Origin of the sequence: Nocardioides sp. JQ2195 (genome assembly GCF_012272695.1) — a bacterium.
GTDB lineage: Bacteria > Actinomycetota > Actinomycetes > Propionibacteriales > Nocardioidaceae > Nocardioides.
The window spans coordinates 3,165,340-3,184,776 of sequence record NZ_CP050902.1 but is presented as its reverse complement, the minus strand read 5'-3'; the positions used below and the strand labels follow the sequence as shown (position 1 = coordinate 3,184,776).

Annotated in this window: 17 protein-coding genes; 7 read left to right on the top strand and 10 right to left on the bottom strand. The window is 71.3% G+C overall.

From position 1 onward, the window contains the following. Positions 1 to 41: 41 nt before the first annotated feature. Entirely contained in the window at positions 42 to 857 is an 816-nt protein-coding gene (gene fdhD / locus ncot_RS15155) for a formate dehydrogenase accessory sulfurtransferase FdhD (RefSeq protein ID WP_168618354.1), read from the bottom strand. 132 nt (positions 858 to 989) lie between these two features. On the opposite strand from fdhD, the gene ncot_RS15150 reads away from it, so the two are divergent. Then, the gene (locus ncot_RS15150) at positions 990 to 1,640 is read left to right on the top strand and encodes an NAD(P)H-binding protein (RefSeq protein ID WP_168618353.1); all 651 of its coding nucleotides are present in this window, start codon (positions 990 to 992) and stop codon (positions 1,638 to 1,640) included. Between the two features lie 104 nt (positions 1,641 to 1,744). On the opposite strand, the gene pucD is transcribed toward ncot_RS15150, so the two are convergent. The 6 genes from pucD to ncot_RS15120 form a co-directional block, all read right to left on the bottom strand. Then, positions 1,745 to 4,066: a xanthine dehydrogenase subunit D gene (gene pucD, locus ncot_RS15145; protein ID WP_168618352.1), complete on the bottom strand. Its 2,322-nt coding sequence runs from the start codon at positions 4,064 to 4,066 to the stop codon at positions 1,745 to 1,747. Beyond that, entirely contained in the window at positions 4,063 to 4,527 is a 465-nt protein-coding gene (locus ncot_RS15140) for a (2Fe-2S)-binding protein (protein WP_168618351.1), read from the bottom strand. Before ncot_RS15140 ends, pucD begins: the two co-directional genes overlap by 4 nt. Beyond that, on the bottom strand, positions 4,527 to 5,387 hold the full coding sequence (locus ncot_RS15135) for an FAD binding domain-containing protein (RefSeq protein WP_168618350.1): 861 nt from the start codon (positions 5,385 to 5,387) through the stop codon (positions 4,527 to 4,529). The genes ncot_RS15140 and ncot_RS15135 overlap by 1 nt, the downstream gene beginning before the upstream one ends. Positions 5,388 to 5,390: 3 nt before the next feature. Then, entirely contained in the window at positions 5,391 to 6,947 is a 1,557-nt protein-coding gene (locus tag ncot_RS15130; protein WP_168618349.1) for an acyl-CoA synthetase, read from the bottom strand. A 140-nt stretch (positions 6,948 to 7,087) separates the two neighbouring features. After that, a complete protein-coding gene (locus ncot_RS15125) occupies positions 7,088 to 7,519 on the bottom strand; it encodes a DUF1707 domain-containing protein (RefSeq protein WP_168618348.1) in 432 nt (143 codons plus the stop codon). Further along, the gene (locus ncot_RS15120; protein WP_206065005.1) at positions 7,519 to 8,190 is read right to left on the bottom strand and encodes a PadR family transcriptional regulator; all 672 of its coding nucleotides are present in this window, start codon (positions 8,188 to 8,190) and stop codon (positions 7,519 to 7,521) included. Before ncot_RS15120 ends, ncot_RS15125 begins: the two co-directional genes overlap by 1 nt. A gap of 354 nt (positions 8,191 to 8,544) precedes the next feature. Here ncot_RS15120 and ncot_RS15115 point away from each other — a divergent pair, with 354 nt between their 5' ends. Continuing rightward, a complete protein-coding gene (locus ncot_RS15115; RefSeq protein ID WP_168618347.1) occupies positions 8,545 to 10,542 on the top strand; it encodes a thioredoxin domain-containing protein in 1,998 nt (665 codons plus the stop codon). Between the two features lie 132 nt (positions 10,543 to 10,674). After that, positions 10,675 to 11,595: a DUF1353 domain-containing protein gene (locus ncot_RS15110; protein WP_168618346.1), complete on the top strand. Its 921-nt coding sequence runs from the start codon at positions 10,675 to 10,677 to the stop codon at positions 11,593 to 11,595. A 92-nt stretch (positions 11,596 to 11,687) separates the two neighbouring features. On the opposite strand, the gene ncot_RS15105 is transcribed toward ncot_RS15110, so the two are convergent. Beyond that, the gene (locus ncot_RS15105; protein ID WP_168618345.1) at positions 11,688 to 12,428 is read right to left on the bottom strand and encodes a hemolysin III family protein; all 741 of its coding nucleotides are present in this window, start codon (positions 12,426 to 12,428) and stop codon (positions 11,688 to 11,690) included. Positions 12,429 to 12,516: 88 nt separating this feature from the next. Between ncot_RS15105 and ncot_RS15100 the strand changes: the two genes are divergently transcribed. The 3 genes from ncot_RS15100 (at position 12,517) to ncot_RS15090 (ending at position 15,912) form a co-directional block, all read left to right on the top strand. Continuing rightward, the gene (locus ncot_RS15100; protein ID WP_168618344.1) at positions 12,517 to 13,293 is read left to right on the top strand and encodes an isoprenyl transferase; all 777 of its coding nucleotides are present in this window, start codon (positions 12,517 to 12,519) and stop codon (positions 13,291 to 13,293) included. A gap of 321 nt (positions 13,294 to 13,614) precedes the next feature. Next, a complete protein-coding gene (locus ncot_RS15095) occupies positions 13,615 to 14,946 on the top strand; it encodes a PhoH family protein (RefSeq protein WP_206065004.1) in 1,332 nt (443 codons plus the stop codon). 306 nt (positions 14,947 to 15,252) lie between these two features. Then, positions 15,253 to 15,912: a lytic transglycosylase domain-containing protein gene (locus ncot_RS15090; RefSeq protein ID WP_168618343.1), complete on the top strand. Its 660-nt coding sequence runs from the start codon at positions 15,253 to 15,255 to the stop codon at positions 15,910 to 15,912. A gap of 119 nt (positions 15,913 to 16,031) precedes the next feature. Here the strand turns inward: ncot_RS15090 and ncot_RS15085 are convergent, their stop codons facing one another. Beyond that, on the bottom strand, positions 16,032 to 17,156 hold the full coding sequence (locus ncot_RS15085) for a hypothetical protein (RefSeq protein ID WP_168618342.1): 1,125 nt from the start codon (positions 17,154 to 17,156) through the stop codon (positions 16,032 to 16,034). Next, positions 17,149 to 17,676: a SigE family RNA polymerase sigma factor gene (locus tag ncot_RS15080; protein WP_168618341.1), complete on the bottom strand. Its 528-nt coding sequence runs from the start codon at positions 17,674 to 17,676 to the stop codon at positions 17,149 to 17,151. The genes ncot_RS15085 and ncot_RS15080 overlap by 8 nt, the downstream gene beginning before the upstream one ends. 315 nt (positions 17,677 to 17,991) lie before the next feature. Between ncot_RS15080 and ncot_RS15075 the strand changes: the two genes are divergently transcribed. Continuing rightward, a complete protein-coding gene (locus ncot_RS15075) occupies positions 17,992 to 19,332 on the top strand; it encodes a PKD domain-containing protein (RefSeq protein ID WP_168618340.1) in 1,341 nt (446 codons plus the stop codon). Positions 19,333 to 19,437 lie beyond the last annotated feature (105 nt).

Below are 19,437 nucleotides of genomic sequence, written 5' to 3'. Positions count from 1 at the left end.
CGCAAGGTCCGCGCCGACGCCGACTGACGGCGTACGCCGGGCTAGCCGGTCGTGATCCGCTGCGCCCCGGCGTAGATGTTCATCGAGTCGCCGCGCACGAAGCCGGTGAGCGTCATGCCGGCCTCGGTGGCCAGGTCGACGGCCAGGGTCGACGGTGCGGAGACCGCGCTGAGCAAGGGGATCCCGGCCAGCCACGCCTTCTGCACCAGCTCGAACGACGTACGCCCGCTGACCTGCAGCAGGTGGCCGCGCAGGGGGAGTCGTCCCTGCATCAGGGCCCAGCCGACCACCTTGTCGACGGCGTTGTGGCGCCCGACGTCCTCGCGCAGGCAGACGAGGTCGCCCTGCGCCGTGAACAGGCCGGCCGCGTGCAGGCCGCCGGTGCGCTCGAAGACGGCTTGGCCCTCCCGCAGCCGGTCGGCCAACGAGGCGACGAGGTCGGTGGTGACGGCGACGTCGTCGTCCGCGACGCTCCACCGGGCCGACGTGCGTACGGCGTCGAGGCTGTCCTTGCCGCAGACGCCGCAGGAGCTCGAGGTGTAGAAGCTCCGGCTCGTCTCCGGTGGAGGGACGTGCGCGGACAGGGTGACGTCGACGATGTTGGTGGTCGGGTCGGGGCGGCCGTCGTCGCAGTGGCGGATGCCGACGATGTCCTCGACCTCGGCGACCACGCCCTCGGAGACCAGGAAGCCCGCGGCCAGCTCGAAGTCGTCGCCGGGCGTGCGCATGGTGACCGCGAAGGCGGTGCCGCCGACGCGGATCTCGAGGGGCTCCTCGACGGCCAGGCTGTCCGGCCGGGTGGTGACGAGGTCGCCGTGCACCCGCAGCACCCGGCGACGATCAGATCTGCGACCCATGCCGCCAGTCAAGCACTCACGTCGGGGCGCGCGTCAGCCTCCCGGGAGAACAGGGCCTGCCTCTCGTCGACCGGTCTCCCGGAGCACCGCAGTCTCCCACCCGTGGTTGGCCCTGCCGCGTAGGGTCGGACCATGTCTCGAATCGCTGTCATCGGCGGCCACGGCAAGGTCGCCCTCCACCTCGGCCGCATCCTCACCGACGCCGGGCACCACGTCAGCTCGGTGATCCGCAACCCCGACCACTCCGCCGACGTCGCGGCGACCGGTGCCACCCCCGTGGTCGCCGACGTCGAGACGCTCGACGTGAACGCGCTGGCCGAGCTGGTGGCCGGTCACGACGCGGTCGTGTTCTCGGCCGGTGCCGGTGGTGGCAGCCCCGAGCGCACGTACGCCGTCGACCGTGACGCCGCGATCCGGGTCGCCGACGCTGCCGGGCAGGCCGCCGCGAAGCGCTTCGTGATGGTCTCCTACTTCGGCGCCGGGCCCGACCACGGCGTGCCCGAGAGCGAGCCGTTCTTCCACTACGCCGAGGCGAAGGCCGCCGCCGACGCCCACGTGCGCGACTCGGGCCTCGACTGGACGGTGCTCGGCCCCAGCGCTCTCACCCTGGAGCCGGCCAGCGGCAAGATCGCCCTCGGCCCCGACGCCGGCAAGGGGCAGGTCTCGCGGGAGAACGTCGCGCTGGTGATCGCCGCGGCCCTCGCCGACGAGAGCACGGTCGGCAAGACGATCGAGTTCAACGACGGTGACGTGCCGATCACCGAGGCGCTCGCGGGAGCCTGATCGCTGCGGCCGGCTCCACGTCCTACGACGTGTGCGGTGCAGGAGTCACTTCACACGCGACCGGTCACCTGCGAGGTGACCTGCGAGGTGACCTGGGCACCGCGTCACTCGGAGGTGGGGGCGGTGATGTCGGCAGGGCGGATCGGCACCCGGGGCAACGCCAGGCCGGTGGCCGCGCGCACCGCGGCCGCGACGGCCGGCCCTGACGAGATCGTGGGCGCCTCACCGACACCGCGCAGGCCGTACGGCGCGTGCGGGTCGGCGTGCTCCAGCACCTCGATCGGCATCGGCGGCACGTCGAGGATGGTCGGGATCAGGTAGTCGGTGAACGACGGGTTGGTGATCCGCCCGTCGACGACCTGGATCTCCTCCATCAACGCCAGGCCCAGGCCCTGGGCGCTGCCGCCCTGGATCTGGCCGACGACGGCCTGCGGGTTCATCGCCCGGCCGACGTCCTGCACGCAGGCCAGCTCGACCACCTTGACCAACCCGAGGTCGACGTCGACGTCGACCACCGCCCGGTGGGCGGCGAACGCGTACTGCACGTGGGCGTCGCCCTGCCCGGTCTCCTCGTCGATGGGGTACGTCGGCCGGTGCCGCCACTCGACCGTGTCCTCGACGTGGTCGTCCCCGAGCAGGTCGACCAGGCTGATCGTGACCTCGCCGCCCTCGTCGAGCACCGCGCCGCCGGGCCCGAGCCACAGGCCGTCGACCTCGCGACCGAGGCGGGTCGCCGCGCTGGTGAGCAGCAGCCGTCGCACGCTCTCGCAGGCCGCCTTGACCGCGCCGCCGGTGACGTAGGTCTGTCGTGAGGCGGAGCTGGACCCGGCGGAGCCGACCGAGGTGTCCTGGGGCGCCACCACGACGCGCTCGATGCCGAGCTCGGTGCGGCAGATCTGCTGCTCGACGGTGACCAGGCCCTGCCCGACCTCCGCGGCGGCGGTGTGCACCGTGGTCACCGGCTGGCCGCCGACGACCGAGACACGGACCCGTGCGGTGGAGAAGTCGTCGAAGCCCTCGGAGAACGCGACGTTCTTGTAGGCGACCGCATAGCCGACCCCGCGGCGTACGCCCTCGCCGTGGGTGGAGTTGGCGACCCCGCCGGGCAGGTGCCGCAGGTCGAGCGGGCCAGCCACGTCGGCGGGGGCGGGAAGCGGCAGGTCGCGCAGCTTCTCGACCAGCTCCGCGACCGGCGCGGGTGCATCGATCACCTGGCCGGTCGGGGCCCGCGATCCTTCGCGGAAACCGTTGCGGACCCGGATCTCGACCGGGTCGAGGCCCAGCTCGGCGGCCAGCAGGTCCATCGTCGCCTCGACCGCGAACGCGGTCTGCACCGAGCCGAAACCGCGCATCGCGCCGCAGGGCGGGTTGTTGGTGTAGGCGCCGAAGCAGTCGACCTGGATGTTCGGGATGTCGTAGGGACCCAGGCCCATCGTGCCGGCGTTGCCGACCACGGCCGGCGTGCTCGACGCGTAGGCGCCACCGTCGAGGTGGATGGTGGCGCGGGCGTAGACCAGCTGACCGGACCGGTCCGCGCCGTACTCGTAGTGCATGCGGGCCGGGTGCCGGTGCACGTGCCCGAAGAACGACTCCTCGCGGTTGTAGACCATCTTCACCGGCTTGCCGGTGTGCTGGGCGAGGAGGCAGCCGTGCACGTGCATCGAGAGGTCCTCGCGGCCACCGAACGCGCCACCGACGCCGGCCAGGCGCAGCCGGACCTGGTCGGGCGGGAGCCCCAGCGCGGAGCAGACCTGGCGCTGGTCGACGTGCAGCCACTGGGTGGCGACCCAGAGGTCGATCCCGCCCTCGCCGTCGGGGACGGCCAGCCCGGCCTCGGGGCCGAGGAAGGCCTGGTCCTGCATGCCGACCTCGAAGTCACCGCAGACCACGACCTCGGCGCGGGGGCTCGGGTCGCCGGTGCGGACGCGGACGTGGCGGACCAGGTTGCCGCCCTCGTGGAGGTGAGGGGTGTCGGGGAGCAGGGCGCGCTCGGCGTCGACGATCGGCGCCAGGACGTCGTAGTCGACCCTGATCCGCTTGGCAGCCTGGCGGGCCACCTCCGGGTGGTCGGCGGCGACCAGTGCCACCGGCTCGCCCTGGTAGCGCACCCGGTCGATGGCGAGCACGGGTTGGTCCTGGTGCTCCAGCCCGTAGTGCTTCTCGCCGGGCACGTCCTCGTGGGTGAGGACGGCGAAGACCCCGGGCGTGGCCAGCGCCTCGGTCAGGTCGATGCCGGTGATCCGGGCATGGGGGTGGGGGCTGCGCAGGGTGACGCCCCACAGCATGTCGTCCATCCAGAGGTCGCTGGCGAAGGCGAACTCACCGGCCACCTTGAGCGTCCCGTCCGGTCGGGGTGGTGAGGTGCCGACTCCGTCTGCGGTCGTCGGTCGCGCGGTCGTGGGGGAGGTCGTGGGGGAGGCCGTCATCGCTGCCTCCCTGCCGCCAGCCGGACCGCGTCGAGGATCTTCTCGTAGCCCGTGCACCGGCACAGGTTGCCCGACAACGCCTCGCGGACCTGCGCGTCGTCGGGGTCGGGCTCTCGGGCCAGCAGGTCGTGGGTGGCGACCAGCAGCCCGGGCGTGCAGAAGCCGCACTGGACGGCACCCGCCTCGAGGAAGGCCTGCTGCACGGGGTGCAGCTCGTCGGCGGTGCCGAGCCCTTCGACGGTGACCACCTCGCGGCCGTCGGCCTGGCCCGCGGCGACGAGGCAGGCGCAACACGTCACGCCGTCGAGGTAGACCGTGCACGAGCCGCACTCGCCCTGCTCGCAGGCGTTCTTCGACCCCGGCAGGCCGAGCCGCTCACGCAGCACGAAGAGCAGGCTCTCGCCCTCCCAGACGTCGTCGGCCCGGTGCTCCTCGCCGTTCACGGTCAGGGTGATCCGCATCAGCTGCTCCTTCCCTGGTGCTCGGCCCACGCCCAGGCCAGGCAGCGTCGGGCCATCACCGACAGGGCGTGCCGCCGGTAGTCGGCGGTTCCCCTCACGTCGTCGATCGGGGACGCCGCGGTGGCGACCAGCCGTCCGAACTCCGTGGCCACCGAGTCGGGGACGTCGCGACGGCCGGCCCAGTCGAGCTCGGCCGAGAGGAAATCCTCGGCATGCCTGGCCCGTCGCGGCGTCGGGGCCGCCGAGCCGACGCCGGTGCCCACCCGCTCCAGGTCGGGGTGCAGGGCGAGTCCGAAGGACGCGACCGCGATCACCATCGCGTTGCGGGTGCCGATCTTGCTGAACTGCTGCGGGCCGGTGGCCGCCGGCACCCAGACCGCGGTGACCAGCTCGTCGGGGCGCCCGGCGTGGTGCTTCACGCCCGTGAAGAACTCGTCGACAGGGACCCGGCGTACGCCGTGGCGCGAGGCCAGCTCGACCTCGGCGAAGGCCGCGAGCAGGGCCGGGTGGGCGTCGCCGGCAGGCGAGGCGGCGCCGAGGTTGCCACCGACGGTGCCGCGGTTGCGGATCTGCGGGGAGCCCACCGTGCGCGAGGCGATCGCCAAGCTCGGCAGCCGGGTGCCCAGCTCGCGGATGACCCGCGCATAGGTGACGCCGGCGCCGAGACGCACCAGGTCGTCGGTGTGCTCCCACGTGGCCAGCTCGGCCACGCGAGTCAGGTCGAGGAGTGCCTCGGGACGCCGTCGGTCGAAGTTGAGCTCGACCATCACGTCGGTGCCGCCCATCAGCGGCAACGCGTCCGGCTGGCTGGCGCGCGCCTCCAGGGCGTCGTCCAGGTCAGCAGGACACAGGAACTCCACGGTTCATGCCTGCGCGATCTCGCCGTGCTCGTCGCGGAGCTGGCGCTTGAGGATCTTGCCGCTCGGGTTCTTGGGCAGCGCGTCGGCGACCACGACGAACTTCGGGGTCTTGTAGCCGGCGAGCACCGAGCGGGCGTGCTCGATGACCTGGTCGGAGGTGAGCGTCACACCCTCCTTGGGGACGACGACCGCGGTCACTGCCTCGACCCACGTCGGGTGGCTGACCCCGAAGACGGCGACCTCGGCCACCCCGTCGAGGGTGTAGATCGCCTCCTCCACCTCGCGGCTGGCGACGTTCTCCCCGCCGGTCTTGATCATGTCCTTCTTGCGGTCGACGACGAAGAGCAGGCCGGCGTCGTCGACGTACCCCAGGTCGCCGGAGTGGAACCAGCCGTTGCGGAACGCCTCGGCGGTCTTGTCCTCGTCGTTGTAGTAGCCCAGCGTGGCGTGCGGGGAGCGGTGCACGATCTCGCCGACGGTGCCGGTGGGCACCTGCTGGTCGGCGTCGTCGACGATGCGGGTCTCGACGTTGAGCGACTGCCGGCCCGCGGACCCGGCCGCCGAGAGCTGCTCGTCCGGTCCCAGGATGGTCGCCAGCGGTGCCATCTCGGTCTGGCCGTAGAAGTTCCACAGGTCGACCTCGGGCAGGCGCTCGCGGAGCTCCTTGAGCACCTCGACCGGCATCGCCGAGGCGCCGTAGTAGCCCTTGCGCAACGAGGAGAGGTCGGCCGACTCGAAGTCGGGATGGCGCAGTAGCGCGATCCAGATGGTCGGGGGAGCGAAGAACTTGGTGACCCTCTCCTCGGCGATGGTGCGCAGGATGGTGGCCGGGTCGGGGCCGGGCAGGATCACGCTGGTGGCGCCGAGGTAGACGTCGGGTCCGAGGAAGCAGTCGAGCTGGGCGCAGTGGTAGAGCGGCAAGGTGTGCAGCTCGACGTCGTCGGCCGACATCGAGCCGTCGACGACACAGGAGACGTACTGCCACATCAGTGAGCGGCTGGAGAGCAGGGCCCCCTTCGGGCGGGACTCGGTGCCGGAGGTGTACATCAGCCGGATCGGGTCGTCGTCGCCCACGACCACGTCGGGCGCCTCGCCGTCGTGGTCGAACCAGGCCTGTGCGTCGGACCAGCCGTCGACCGGTGCGCCGATCGTCACCTTGCGGGTGACCACGCCGCCGGCCTGCATCGCCTTGTCCGCGGTGGCGCTGAGGTCGGACTCGACCACGAAGGTCTCCGCCCCGGAGTGGTCGAGGATGAAGCCGATCTCGTCGGCGCCGAGCATGAAGTTGACCGGCACCAGCACCACGCCGAGGCGGGCACTGGCGAAGGAGAGGGCGGCGAACTGCCAGCAGTTGTGGGACAGCAGCGCCACGCGGTCGCCCTTGGCGATGCCGTCGGCCGCCATGCCGGCTGCGGTGCGGTCGACCAGGTCGGCGAGCTCGAGGAAGGTCAGTCGCTCGTCACCTTCGACGATCGCGGTCTTGCTCGGGGTCCTCTGGGCGGTACGTCGGGGCAGGTCGCCGAGGCTGTGCTGTCGTGCTCTCCGGATCAGGTCATCCATGGCACCAGTGTGCCCTGTGCCACAAGATGGCGGGCCGGAACGCTTGCGCCCGAACTGGCCCGCGAGATCGTCGGCGAGGCAGCTGATCGGCATAGCCGGGGCTGCGACTTCCCCGAGCGGCGATCACCCCGGTGCGAGGCTCACCGCCACGTGCGGTGGGCGCGATGTCCCCAGCTGCCGCAGACCACGAAGAAGATCAGGATCCAGAACGGCAGGTGCGTGATCGCGCTGAGCAGCACCAGCACCGCGATCACCGGCAGCCGGGGGAGTGCTCGCAGGGCGCCGGAGAGTCCCCGGAGCCGGTCGCGGCCGCGCTCGGTGCCGGAGCGCCCGGCGGCGTGATTGGCGGCGTGGTCGGCGTGGGCGGCCGGGCGTGCGACCGCACCGCGCGCAGGGTGGGGGAGGTCGTCGAAGATCGGGGCCAGGTCCGCCCCGGTGCGCGCCGACCAGATGGCATCGAGTCGCTCCGCGTGCTCGTCGGTGGTCAGGCGTCCCTCGGCGTAGTGCTCGGCCAGGTCCGCAGCAGCCCGCTCGCGCTCGACGTCGCTGATCCTCAGGTGCTGGTGATCCATCACTCCTCCTCGTCGTTGGTGTCGTCCTCGTCGCGGACGGCGCCGTCGGCCAGCACGCCGTAGAGGCGGCGCCGGGTGTCGACGAGGATGTCGATCGCAGCTCGTTGCTGGCTCCGGGACCCGGTGGTGGTGATCTGCCAGATCGCGCTCATCACCTGGCCGATCTCGGCCTTGAGGTCGGCGTACCCGCTGTCGGCGCGACGCTCCTGGGCGCGCTCGAAGGGTGCCCACACCGCCGCCAGCTCGGCGTCGTGGTCGGCGCACCAACGCACCCCGTCGGCGGTGAGGCGGATGGTGCGACGGCCACGCTCGTCGTCGTTCTCGACCAGGCCCTCGTCCTGCAGCTGCTGGATGGTCGGGTAGACCGATCCGGGGCTGGGGTGCCAGGCGCCGTCGCTGCGGTCGCCGATCTGCTGGATCACCTGGTAGCCGTTGATGGGCTCGCCGGCCTCGTCGGCGGCCCGCAGGACGTCGAGGATCGCCGCGCGCACGTCGCCCCGGCGCACCTTGGGTCGCCGTTGCTGCTCCGAGGGAGCCATCCCGAAGATCCCGGCCAGCCAGGGCGGCGGCCCGCCCTGCCCGCCCGTGCCCGGGCGGCCCCAAGGTGGGCCGCCGCCCCAGCCGTGGCTCCAGTCGCTGCGGCCGTGGCCGCTGTGCCCGTGTCGTCCCATGACTGCGCTCCCTGCTCCGGAACCAGCCGCTCCGGTTGCCGAATGTCGTTGGAATGTCGCCGATAGGTTGGCGATATATCGTGATCGTACGACTGTGCTGTCGGCCGCACAAGGTCTTTTCGTCCCGGACGGGGAACACGCACTCCTCGACGCCGTACGGGCTGCTCAGCGCCTGCCGCGCAGCTCCGGATCCGTGGGACGGACGCCGGCGGACCGTGCCCGTCGGGGCCGGCCAATCAGGCCGGCCAATCAGGCTGGCCACGGGCTGGCCGGGGACCGTCCGAGCCTCCTCGGTGCCCCACCCAGCCGCCTCCTAGGCTGGATGCACGTGCCTGACGTCAGGAGCCATGGGACATGCCGAACCGCCTTGCCAACGCGACATCTCCGTATCTCCTCCAGCACAAGGACAATCCCGTCGACTGGTGGGAGTGGGGCGAGGACGCCTTCGCGACGGCGCGCGAGCGCAAGGTCCCGGTGCTGCTCTCGGTGGGCTACGCCGCCTGCCACTGGTGCCACGTGATGGCCCACGAGTCCTTCGAGGACGAGGCCACCGCGGCGTACATGAACGAGCACTTCGTGAACATCAAGGTCGACCGCGAGGAACGCCCCGACGTCGACGCGGTCTACATGAGTGCGACCCAGGCGATGACCGGCCACGGCGGCTGGCCGATGACCTGCATCCTCGACCACGACGGCAACCCGTTCTTCGCCGGCACCTACTTCCCCGACGAGCCACGGCACGGCAGCGCGAGCTTCAGGCAGGTGCTCCAAGCGCTGGTCGACGCGTGGACCAACCGCGCTGACGACGTACGTCGTGCTGCGGCCGAGATCGGCGACCACCTGAGGGTGCAGGGGACGCTGGAGTCGGGGCTGATCACCGCGGAGACCCTCGACGGTGCGGTGCGCACGCTGGCCAGCGAGTTCGACGGCCAGCACGCCGGCTTCGGGGGTGCGCCGAAGTTCCCGCCCGGGATGGTGCTCGAGTTCCTGCTGCGCCACGCGGTCGGGGTCTCGAGAGGCTCGCTGGCGCTCGCTCCTCAACCGACGTCGTCTGCCGCGACGGCGCGACGGATGGTCGACGCCACCTGTGTCGCGATGGCGCGCGGCGGCATCTACGACCAGATCGGTGGCGGCTTCGCGCGCTACTCGGTCGACGCCGGCTGGGTGGTGCCGCACTTCGAGAAGATGCTCTACGACAACGCCCAGCTGGTCGGGCTGTATGCACGCGTCGGTGCCGACCGGGTGGCTCGCGAGACCGCGGCATTCATGCTGCGCGAGCTGCGTACGCCGGAAGGTGGGTTCGCGTCCGCGCTCGACGCCGACAGCGAGGGGGTCGAGGGAAAGTTCTATGCCTGGACCCCCGCCCAGCTGGTCGAGGCGCTGGGTGCCGAGGACGGTGCCTGGGCGGCCGAGACCTTCACCGTGACCGAACGGGGCACCTTCGAGCACGGCTCGTCGACCCTGCAGCTGCTCGAGGACCCCGACGACCTGGCCCGGCTCGAGTCCGTCAAGCAACGGCTCCTCGAGGCCCGCGCCACCCGGGTGCGTCCCGAGCGTGACGACAAGGTGGTCGCCGCCTGGAACGGACTGGCGATCACCGGCCTGTGCGACGCCGGCACGCTGCTCTCCGAGCCCAGCCTCGTCGCGGCCGCGGCGGAAGCGGGCCAGCTCATCTGGGACCTGCACGTGGTGGATGGCCGCCTGCGGCGGGTCTCGCGCGACGGCGTGGTCGGTCGCCACGACGCCGTGCTCGAGGACTTCGGCTGCGTGGCGAGCGGGTTCCTGTCGTTGCTGCAGGCCACCGGTGATGCGGTCTGGCTCGAGCGCGCCCGGGTGCTGCTCGACGACGCGCTCGCCCGGTTCCGGGCGGACGACGGCGGCTTCCACGACACCGCCTCGGACGCCGAGGAGCTGATCACCCGGCCCCGCGACATCTCCGACAACGCCAGCCCCTCCGGCCAGTCGGCGATGGTGCACGCGCTGGCGACGTACGCCGCCCTGACCGGGTCCGGCGCGCACCGCACGGCAGCCGAGCAGACGCTGGCCACGCTGGCGCGGGTGGCCGAGCGCGCGCCGCGCTTCGCCGGCTGGGTGCTGGCTGCGGCCGAGTCGATGATCGAGGGTCCGGAGGAGATCGTGGTCGTCGGACGACCGGGCTCGGCGCGCGATGCACTCGAGCTGGCGGCACGCCGGCGCCACGGAGCCGTCGTGCTCGCCGTCGAACCCGGCCGCGAGGACATCCCGCTGCTGGTGGGCCGTGACGAGGTGGACGGCCGGCCCGCGGCGTACGTCTGTCGCAACATGGTCTGCGAGCGTCCGGTCACCGACCCTTCCGCCCTCGATAGTCCCTAACGTCACGCATCCGATCGACCCTCGTTGGCATGCGAGAGGTTAGGGAGTATCCCGGAGGAAACAGTGGGGGCGGTGGGTCGGGTGGGGCGGTGGGCGTGGCCCGGGAAGGTCGCGATCTGCCACTGTGGAGGCATGAAGGTCTCGGACATGGTCGCGAGCCAGGTGGAGCCGGAGACCCGCCGGTTCCACGACGGGGGCCTGCCCGCGCTGGGTGGCCTGCCCGAGGTGCCGCCGAATCCGCACGAGGACCCGCGAATCGTGCTCGAGCGGCACAGCGTGGAAGGGCGCGAGCAGTTCGCCCTGGAGCGCAGGATCGCCTATCGCGACCGGCACTTCGGGGAGCTCCTGGTGCCGGCTGACACCGTCACCTTCCGGACCGACCTGACCTCGGTGCCGACCCTGTTCACCTGGCTGGTGCCCAAGACCGGGGCGCACCTTCCGGCGGCGCTGCTGCACGACGGGCTCTGCCACGACGACGACGAGGCCCCCACCTACACCTCGACCGACGGCCACAGCATCGACCGGGTCGAGGCCGACCGGGTGTTCCGCGACGCGATGGCTGACACCGGCACCGGCGTCGTCCGTCGTTGGCTGGTGTGGTCGGCGGTGACCACGGCGACGCTGCTCCGGGGCGACCAGGTGCCCTGGCGCGCGTCGACCACGTGGCGGCACCGGGTGGTGATCGGGCTGTCGCTGGCGGTGGTGCTGGTGCTCGGGGTGCTGGCCACCGTCGACCTCTTCGACCTCGGTGGCGTCGAGCTCCCGTGGATGGGGGAGCGGCCGTGGTGGCTGGAGCTCATCGGCGGGCTGGCCGGAGCGATCGCCGTCCCCCTCGTGATGGGCCTGGCCTGGGGCCGCTTCCGGGTGGCCGGCTGGGTGATGGGGATCGGGCTGGCGGTGCTGCTCCACGTGACGGTGGGGCTGCTGGGCGTGACCGGCCTCTACCGAGTCGTCGAGAGGCTGGCCAGCAGGTTCCCGATGGTGGCGGCCGGGTTGGCCGTCCTGACCGGCTTCCTCGCCGGTGTCGTGGTGCTGGTCCTGCTGGCGTTCTGAGCCTCGCGCTCGCGTCCAGCGCGGCACGAGATGTGGATCCCCCGGCGTCACGGGCCGGAAGATCCACACTCAACGAGGTCGAGCGGGCGACGTCAGCGCAAGGAGTACGTCGCCAGCGAGACGCCGACGTAGTGCGTGATGAACGCGAGGATCGTGAAGGAGTGGAACACCTCGTGGAAGCCGAACCACGTGGGCGCCGGGTCGGGGCGCTTGAAGCCGTAGACCACCCCGCCGATCGTGTAGAGCACGCCACCCGTGGCGACGAGCACCAGCACCGCGATGGAGACGCTGGCGGAGAACCGGTCAGCACCGGCCACGAACTGGGGGTAGAAGAAGACCGCTGACCAGCCCAGGGCGATGTACATCGGGGTGTAGAGCCAGCGGGGGGCGTCGGTCCAGAACACCCGGAACAGCACGCCGAGGATCGCCGCCGACCAGACGACGGCCAACAGGGTGGCCCTGGTGGCCCCCTCGAGGAACAGGACGGCGAACGGCGTGTAGGAGCCGGCGATCAGGATGAAGATGTTGGCGTGGTCGAAGCGCCGCAGGAAGGCCCACGTGCGCGGCGACCAGGTGCCGCGGTGGTAGATCGCGGAGACCGTGAACAGGATCATCGCGCTCACCGCGAACACGGTGGAGGCGATCCGGGTCCCCTCGGTGGGTGACAGCGCGATGAGCACGATCCCGGCGGCCAGGGCCAGGGGCGCGGTGCCGGCGTGCAACCAACCACGCAGCTTCGGCTTCACCTCGGCGAGCTTGTCCTGGGCACGGTCGACAGCGCCGTGGGCGCGGTCGACGGCCTCGTCGAGGCGGCCGCGGATCATGTCGTTCATGCCACCAACTTACGGCACCGTAGGTTGCGGCGCACCCCAATGTCGGGGATGTCACTGGTCACGACGGGCGCGCCGGTAGCATCGACACGTGGCGGACTGGAAGCAGGCGATTCGACGGGTGCTCTACCCGGCCTACGAAGCGCGGGTCGTGAAGTTCCTGCCCTCCGACCGGCTGCCCAAGCACGTGGGCGTCATGCTCGACGGCAACCGCCGCTGGGCCAAGTCGGTCGGTGCCGACACCGCCCACGGGCACCGGGCCGGCGCGGCCAACATCGAGCCGTTGCTCGGGTGGTGCGAGGAGGTCGGCATCGAGGTGGTCACCCTGTGGCTGCTCTCCACCGACAACCTCAACCGTCCCCCCGACGAGCTCGAGCCGCTGATGACCATCATCGAGGAGGCGGTGGCGTCGCTGGCCGACCAGAAGCGGTGGCGGCTCCACCCGGTGGGCGCTCTCGACCTGCTGCCGGCGCACACCGCCCGTCGGCTCAAAGAGGCCGAGGACGCCACCAGGGACGTCGACGGCATCCTGGTCAACGTCGCGGTCTCCTACGGCGGCCGCCGCGAGATCGCCGACGCCGTACGCTCCCTGCTGCTCGAGGCCGACCAGTCGGGCACCTCGCTGCAGGACCTGGCCCAACGGGTCGACGTGGACCTCATCGGGGAGCACCTCTACACCAAGGGCCAGCCCGACCCCGACCTCGTGATCCGCACGTCGGGGGAGCAGCGCCTCGGCGGCTTCCTGCTGTGGCAGAGCGCCAGGAGCGAGTTCTACTTCTGCGAAGCGCTGTGGCCCGAGTTCCGCAAGATCGACTTCCTGCGCGCGATCCGGGCGTACGCCGAACGCGAGCGCCGCTTCGGCTCCTAGCCGGTCGTGCCGTCCCGGCCAGCCGGTCGTGCCGTCCCGGCCAGCCGGTGGACGCCAGCCGGATGCCCAACCTTCACCCCCGAGTTCGGGCGTGTCTGCCGGATTCCCTTGTCGGCGGGCGTAATTTCGCAGGTAACGGCGAGTGGGGAAGCTCGCTGCATCGGGAGGCCCGTTCGTGAACGTTCACGACTCAAGTACAGCCACTGACGTGGCTCGTGCGCGCGGGGGCCGGCACTCCGGCTTTCGGGCGTCATCCCGGTCCAACTGTGTGAGTTAGGGCCGGGCGAGGAGTGCGCGCGCCGGTCCGTGAGGGTGAGCAACGTGGCTTCCAGCAAGAAGACGGACACCACCACTCGTACGTACGTTCTCGACACGAGCGTGCTCCTCGCCGATCCGGGGGCGATGCACCGCTTTGACGAGCACGAGGTGGTCCTCCCCGTGGTCGTGATCACCGAGCTGGAGGGGAAGCGGCACCACCCCGAGCTCGGCTACTTCGCGCGCTCCGCCCTGCGGACGCTCGACGAGATGCGCATCACCCACGGTCGCCTCGACCAGCCGATCCCGGTGGGTGCATCCGGCGGCACGCTCCGGGTGGAGCTGAACCACACCGACCCGGGGTCGCTGCCGAGCGGCTTCCGGCCAAGTGGTCAGTCCTGGGACAACGACTCGAGAATTCTGGCCGTGGCCCGCAACCTGGCCAACGAGGGGTCCGAGGTCACGCTCGTCTCCAAGGACCTGCCGCTGCGGATCAAGGCGTCGGCGGTGGGGCTCGACGCAGAGGAGTACCGTGCCGAGGCGGTCAACGAGGACTCCGGCCACACCGGCATGGCCGAGCTCGAGGTGGCCTCCGCTGACCTCGACGAGCTCTACGACGACGGCGTGGTCGACCTCGAGTCGGCCCGGGAGCTGCCCTGCCACACCGGCCTGGTGCTGCTGTCCGACCGGGGCACCGCGCTGGGACGGGTCGGTCCCGACAAGCAGGTGCACCTGGTCCGCGGCGACCGGGAGGCCTTCGGGGTCCACGGCCGCTCGGCCGAGCAGCGGATCGCCCTGGAGATGCTGCTCGACCCCGAGGTGGGCATCGTCTCGCTCGGCGGCCGGGCCGGCACCGGCAAGTCGGCGATGGCGCTGTGTGCCGGGCTGGAGGCGGTGATGGAGCGCCGCCAGCACAAGAAGGTGGTGGTCTTCCGCCCGTTGTTCGCGGTCGGTGGGCAGGAGCTCGGCTACCTCCCCGGCTCGGAGAACGAGAAGATGTCGCCGTGGGGTCAGGCCGTCTTCGACACGCTCGGAGCCCTCACCTCGCCCGACGTGATCGACGAGGTGATGGACCGGGGGATGCTCGAGGTGCTGCCCCTGACCCACATCCGCGGCCGCTCCCTGCACGACGCCTTCGTGATCGTCGACGAGGCGCAGTCCCTGGAGCGCAACGTGCTGCTCACCGTGCTGTCCCGCATCGGCGCCAACTCCAAGGTGGTGCTCACCCACGACGTCGCCCAGCGCGACAACCTGCGGGTCGGTCGCCACGACGGCGTGGTCGCGGTGGTCGAGAAGCTCAAGGGCCACCCGCTGTTCGCCCACGTCACGCTGAACCGCTCCGAGCGGTCGCCGATCGCGGCCCTGGTCACCGAGATGCTGGAGAACATCACGATGTGACTCGGTCGCCTCCGCAGGTCGGGGCACCCGCGTCGTGATTGCGCCGTACGACGACGCCGGTGTCCCGATCTGTGCGTCATGGGCCACAGTCACCGGCAGGAGGGCGAGACGGGTGGGGTCTGTGTGACGCCTGTGACGATCTGCGTCGACTGTGACCGGACTCGCGTGGTGGACAAGCCGTGTCCGGTTTGCCTCAACCGTTCATCTCATGCAAGGTGGCTCGTGGTCTTTTCGTGACCGGTTCTTCGTTGCCGGGGGGTGCGAGGTCCGACGAGACAGTCCTGACGTCAACCCGTGGGTACCCCTTTGTCCAAGCACATCAAGTATGTCCCGACGCACCGGCAACCCCGGGCAGCAGGCACCCCGAAAAAGGCGCTGCGCAACACGCTGATCCTCTCTTCGCTCGCAGTGGCAGCCACCGGAACCACGGTCGGCACCGGCCTCCTGGCCGACGGCGCCACCGCCTCCAAGGATGTCCGGACGGTTGCCGCCAACATCAACGACATCGCCCCGCTCACCGCGGCCGACGTGGCCGAGCGCCGTGAGGAGGAGCCCTCGCGCTCCGACCGGCGCGAGCCTGCCGACCCGGCCAAGCAGGCCGAGCTGGACGCTGCGGCGACCACCCCCACCGGCAATGCCGTGGTGGCCACCGAGGACGCCACGGACGGTGACCCACGCAGCGTCGCCCGCGCACTGCTCTCCGAGTTCGGCTTCGGCCAGGACCAGTTCGGCTGCCTCGACTCGCTGTGGACCAAGGAGAGCGGCTGGAACGTCAGCGCCGACAACCCCAGCTCCTCGGCGTACGGCATCCCGCAGGCCCTGCCCGGCTCCAAGATGAGCTCCGCCGGTTCCGACTGGGCGACGAACCCGGCGACCCAGATCCGCTGGGGCCTGGGCTACATCCAGGACCGCTACGGCACCCCGTGCTCGGCCTGGGGCCACAGCCAGAGCCACAACTGGTACTGATCCTCGGCGCCTCGATCATCACCCGGTCGGCGGCCTGATCCTCGGACACTGACCGACTGAGCCACCCCGGAGCGACAAGGATCGCTCCGGGGTGGCTCACGTTCCGGCCCCGTCACGGCTCAGCTCTCGTAGGCCTTGCCGCCCAGCCGGAGCCCACCGCCCAGTCGGGGGCCGGTGTCCGACTCACAGGTGGCGGTCCCCGGGTCGCAGACCGTGCGCTGCGTCCCGGACACGAGGACAGCGAGGCTCGAGGACGTCCAACCCCAGCCATAGGGATCGCCGTCGAGGCTCACGTGGTCACCCGTGGCCACGTCATAGACCTGGATGCCCTCGGGTTCGCGGGGCTGTCCCTTCTCGTCGAACGACTCCTCCATCGTGAACTGGAGGAAGCGGCCGTCGGGGGACAGCACGCCGAAGCCGTAGCGGTCCTGGCCGAGCGGCACCTGCATCAGGCGCTCACCGGTGGCCACGTCGACGACGGAGATGCCGGCCCTGTCGTAGGCGAGCGCGTGACCACCGGAGACCTCGGGGATCCCGCCCGGCAGTCCCTTCGCGGGCTCCTCCCGGCCGGTGCGCCAGTTGACGGCCACCGCTTCCTTCTTGAACCCGGCGTAGACCACGTCACCGTCGAGCGCGAGTGGCGGCACGTCCCAGTAGCTCATCGGGAGGTCGGGGAGCGGCACGCTGCCCACCTCGTCACCCGTGCGCGCGTCACGGATCACGGCCCGGAACCCGACTCCGGAGCGCTCGGCCAGCGCATAGACCGGCTCGTCGGGATCGGTCGCTGGGCCGACTCCCTCCGGGATCCTGCCCAGGCCCGTGGTGCCGCCGTCGGAGGCGACCAGGGTCAGGCTCTCGGGGCCGGAGCCGTCGGAGGCTCCGTCGTTGGGGTTGCTGCGCACGAGCACACCGACCGACGTGTAGGCCAGTGAGTGCACGGTGTCCGGAACGGTGGCGGTCGTGTCCCCGACGACGACCGTGGAACCGGCTCCGTAGGAGATCAGCCCGGGCGAGGGCATCGCGGTGGCCGTGTCGTTGCCGGAGGATCCGTCCCCCGCCACGTCGACGACCAGGGCCGCGCCGGTGCCGACGACGGCCAGCGCCGCGGCCGCGGCCACCACGGTGGCGGCCCGTCGACGGGTGCGCGCCTGCCGGCCCTTCCGCAGGATCGACACGTGGTCGGGCGCCGGGACCTCGAGGGTCGCCGCTTCGTCGTGGAGCAGGGCAGAGAGTCGTTCAGTCACGGGGGGCTCCCAGGGTCTCGGGGATCACGGCCTCGCCCAGCAGCACGCGCAGCTTGGCGAAGGCCTCGAAGGTCTGGCTCTTGACCGTTCCGGTCGAGCAGCCCAGGGCCTCGGCGGTCTCGGCGACCGACAGGTCCTCATAGAAGCGGAGCACGACCACAGCCCTCTGCCGCGGCGGCAGCTGCTCCAAGGCGTCCATCACCGCGGGTCGGGTGCTCGGGTCCGAGGCGTACGCCGACTCCGGGATCGTCTCGGTGGGCAGCTCGTTGCGCCACCCCTTCCTGCGGAACCACGACGAGGCGGTGTTGACCAGGACTCGCCGGGCGTAGGCCGGAGCCGCGGCCCGTGCGTCGATGCGTGGCCAGGCGACGTAGGTCTTGACCAGGGCGGTCTGGGCCAGGTCCTCGGCGAGGTCGTGGTCGCCGAGCAACAGGTAGCCGGTGCGGTAGAGCCCGGGCCAGGTGGCCGCCACGAACTCGGTGAAGTCACCGTCGTGCGCGGCCGGGTGCCGTCGAGCCATCGGTCCTCCTCGAATGGATTGTCACCCAGACAGATGCAGTGCGGGGGCCGAAGGTTGGGCGGCTCCGCGAACTCCTCGCCCAGGAGGCGCGCCGACCGACGCCCAAGTTCGTCCGGTCAGTTGTCTAGTCTGGCCATCTCGGGTGGGGCGCACCATCGAGCAGTGGGGACGCCCGATCCGACCGATCGGCTCGATCATTGCAAAATCAACGTTGTCGCCCCGCGCCTGCCTCCATGCTCGGGCCAAGGGCACCTGGGGGGACCGGTTTCGGATCCGGGTGCCGTCAAACAATGATCCGAGAGGGGCCGCATCAGCATGCGTCCACAACAGTTCCTACGCACATCACTTCCAACCATCGCCGTCGTCACCGGGCTGGCCCTGGTGGGCACGACCGCACCCAGCACGGCCGCACCGCCGGTCCGTCCGGGCAAGGTCGCCGGCATCGAGGTCGGGGCCATCAGCAAGCCGGCCGCGGCGTACGTCGTCCCGGCCACCTGGACGGAGGCCACCAAGGCCACCAGCTATCGGGTGGCCCTGGTCAACTCGTCCTCGGGGGCCACGCTCGACTCCGAGACGGTCACCGCGGCGCAATGGACCGCGTCCACGACGGCGGCACCCGGCACCTCGATCCGCATCCGGGTCACGCCGTACGCCGGGACCCGCAAGGGAAAGGTCGCGCAGAGCACCGTCAAGGTGCTGCCGGACGTCACCGCGCCCACCGGCGCCTTCGCCCTCACGGTCGATGACGACGGCCTCACCGCGACCGTCAACCAGACGTCGCTCTCCGACGACGTCACGCCCGCCGGCTCGATCATCCGCATGATCGACTGGGGTGAGTCGGCCGAACCGAGCTGGACCGGGTGGACCGGCTCGTCGGCGGCGCACACCTACCCGGCCACCGAGGCGCGCTACGTGCCGCAGGTCAAGCTGAGCGACGCGGCCGGCAACGTGCGCGTGTTCACGCTGCCCGGTGTCGTGATCAACGACCACGTCGCACCGACCGGCACCTTCGCGCTGACCTCGACCACCGCCTGGGCCAACCTGACCGAGGTGCAGCTGAGCCAGAATGAGCTGAGCGACAACTGGACCCCGGGGAACCTGGTCGAGCGCCGGGTCGACTGGGGTGACGGCACGCCGCTGACGCTGTGGGAGTCCGGCAGCCTGCTGACGCACGTCTACCGCAAGGCGGGTCCGTTCACGCCGACCGTCACCCTGACCGACGAGGCGCAGAACACCAGCGTCCCCGTTGCCGCCGGCACGGTCACGGTTGCGGCCGACACCGCGCGCCCGGTGGTGCGGCTGACGCTGCCCCGGACCGGACGCACCAAGGTCCGCAAGTGGGTCACCCTGCGTGGCGTGGCCAAGGACAGCGGCACCGGTGTCCGATCGGTGCTCGTGCGTGCGATCGAGAAGCGAGGCACCGTCTGGTACTCCTTCCGGCCCACCACCGGCAAGTGGATCAAGAGTGGTCGCAGCAAGTCACGTGCGCTGCACCGGGCCGGGAACCGGGTCGTCGTGCCGACGGCCGCGGGCGCCTGGACGGCGCGTCTCCCGCGTCTGACCAAGGGCAAGCTGGTCTACCGCGTCCGTGCCGACGACCTGGTCGGCAACACCTCAGCGGTGCGCAAGCGGACCCAGCTGCTCACGCGTCGCTGATCCCGACGGGGTGAGGAGGGCCCGGCCGCTGCATCGTTCCTGTGCAGCGGCCGGGCCGTTCGGGTTCCGGGACGCGCCGGGTCGCTCCGGGTCGCTCCGGGTCGC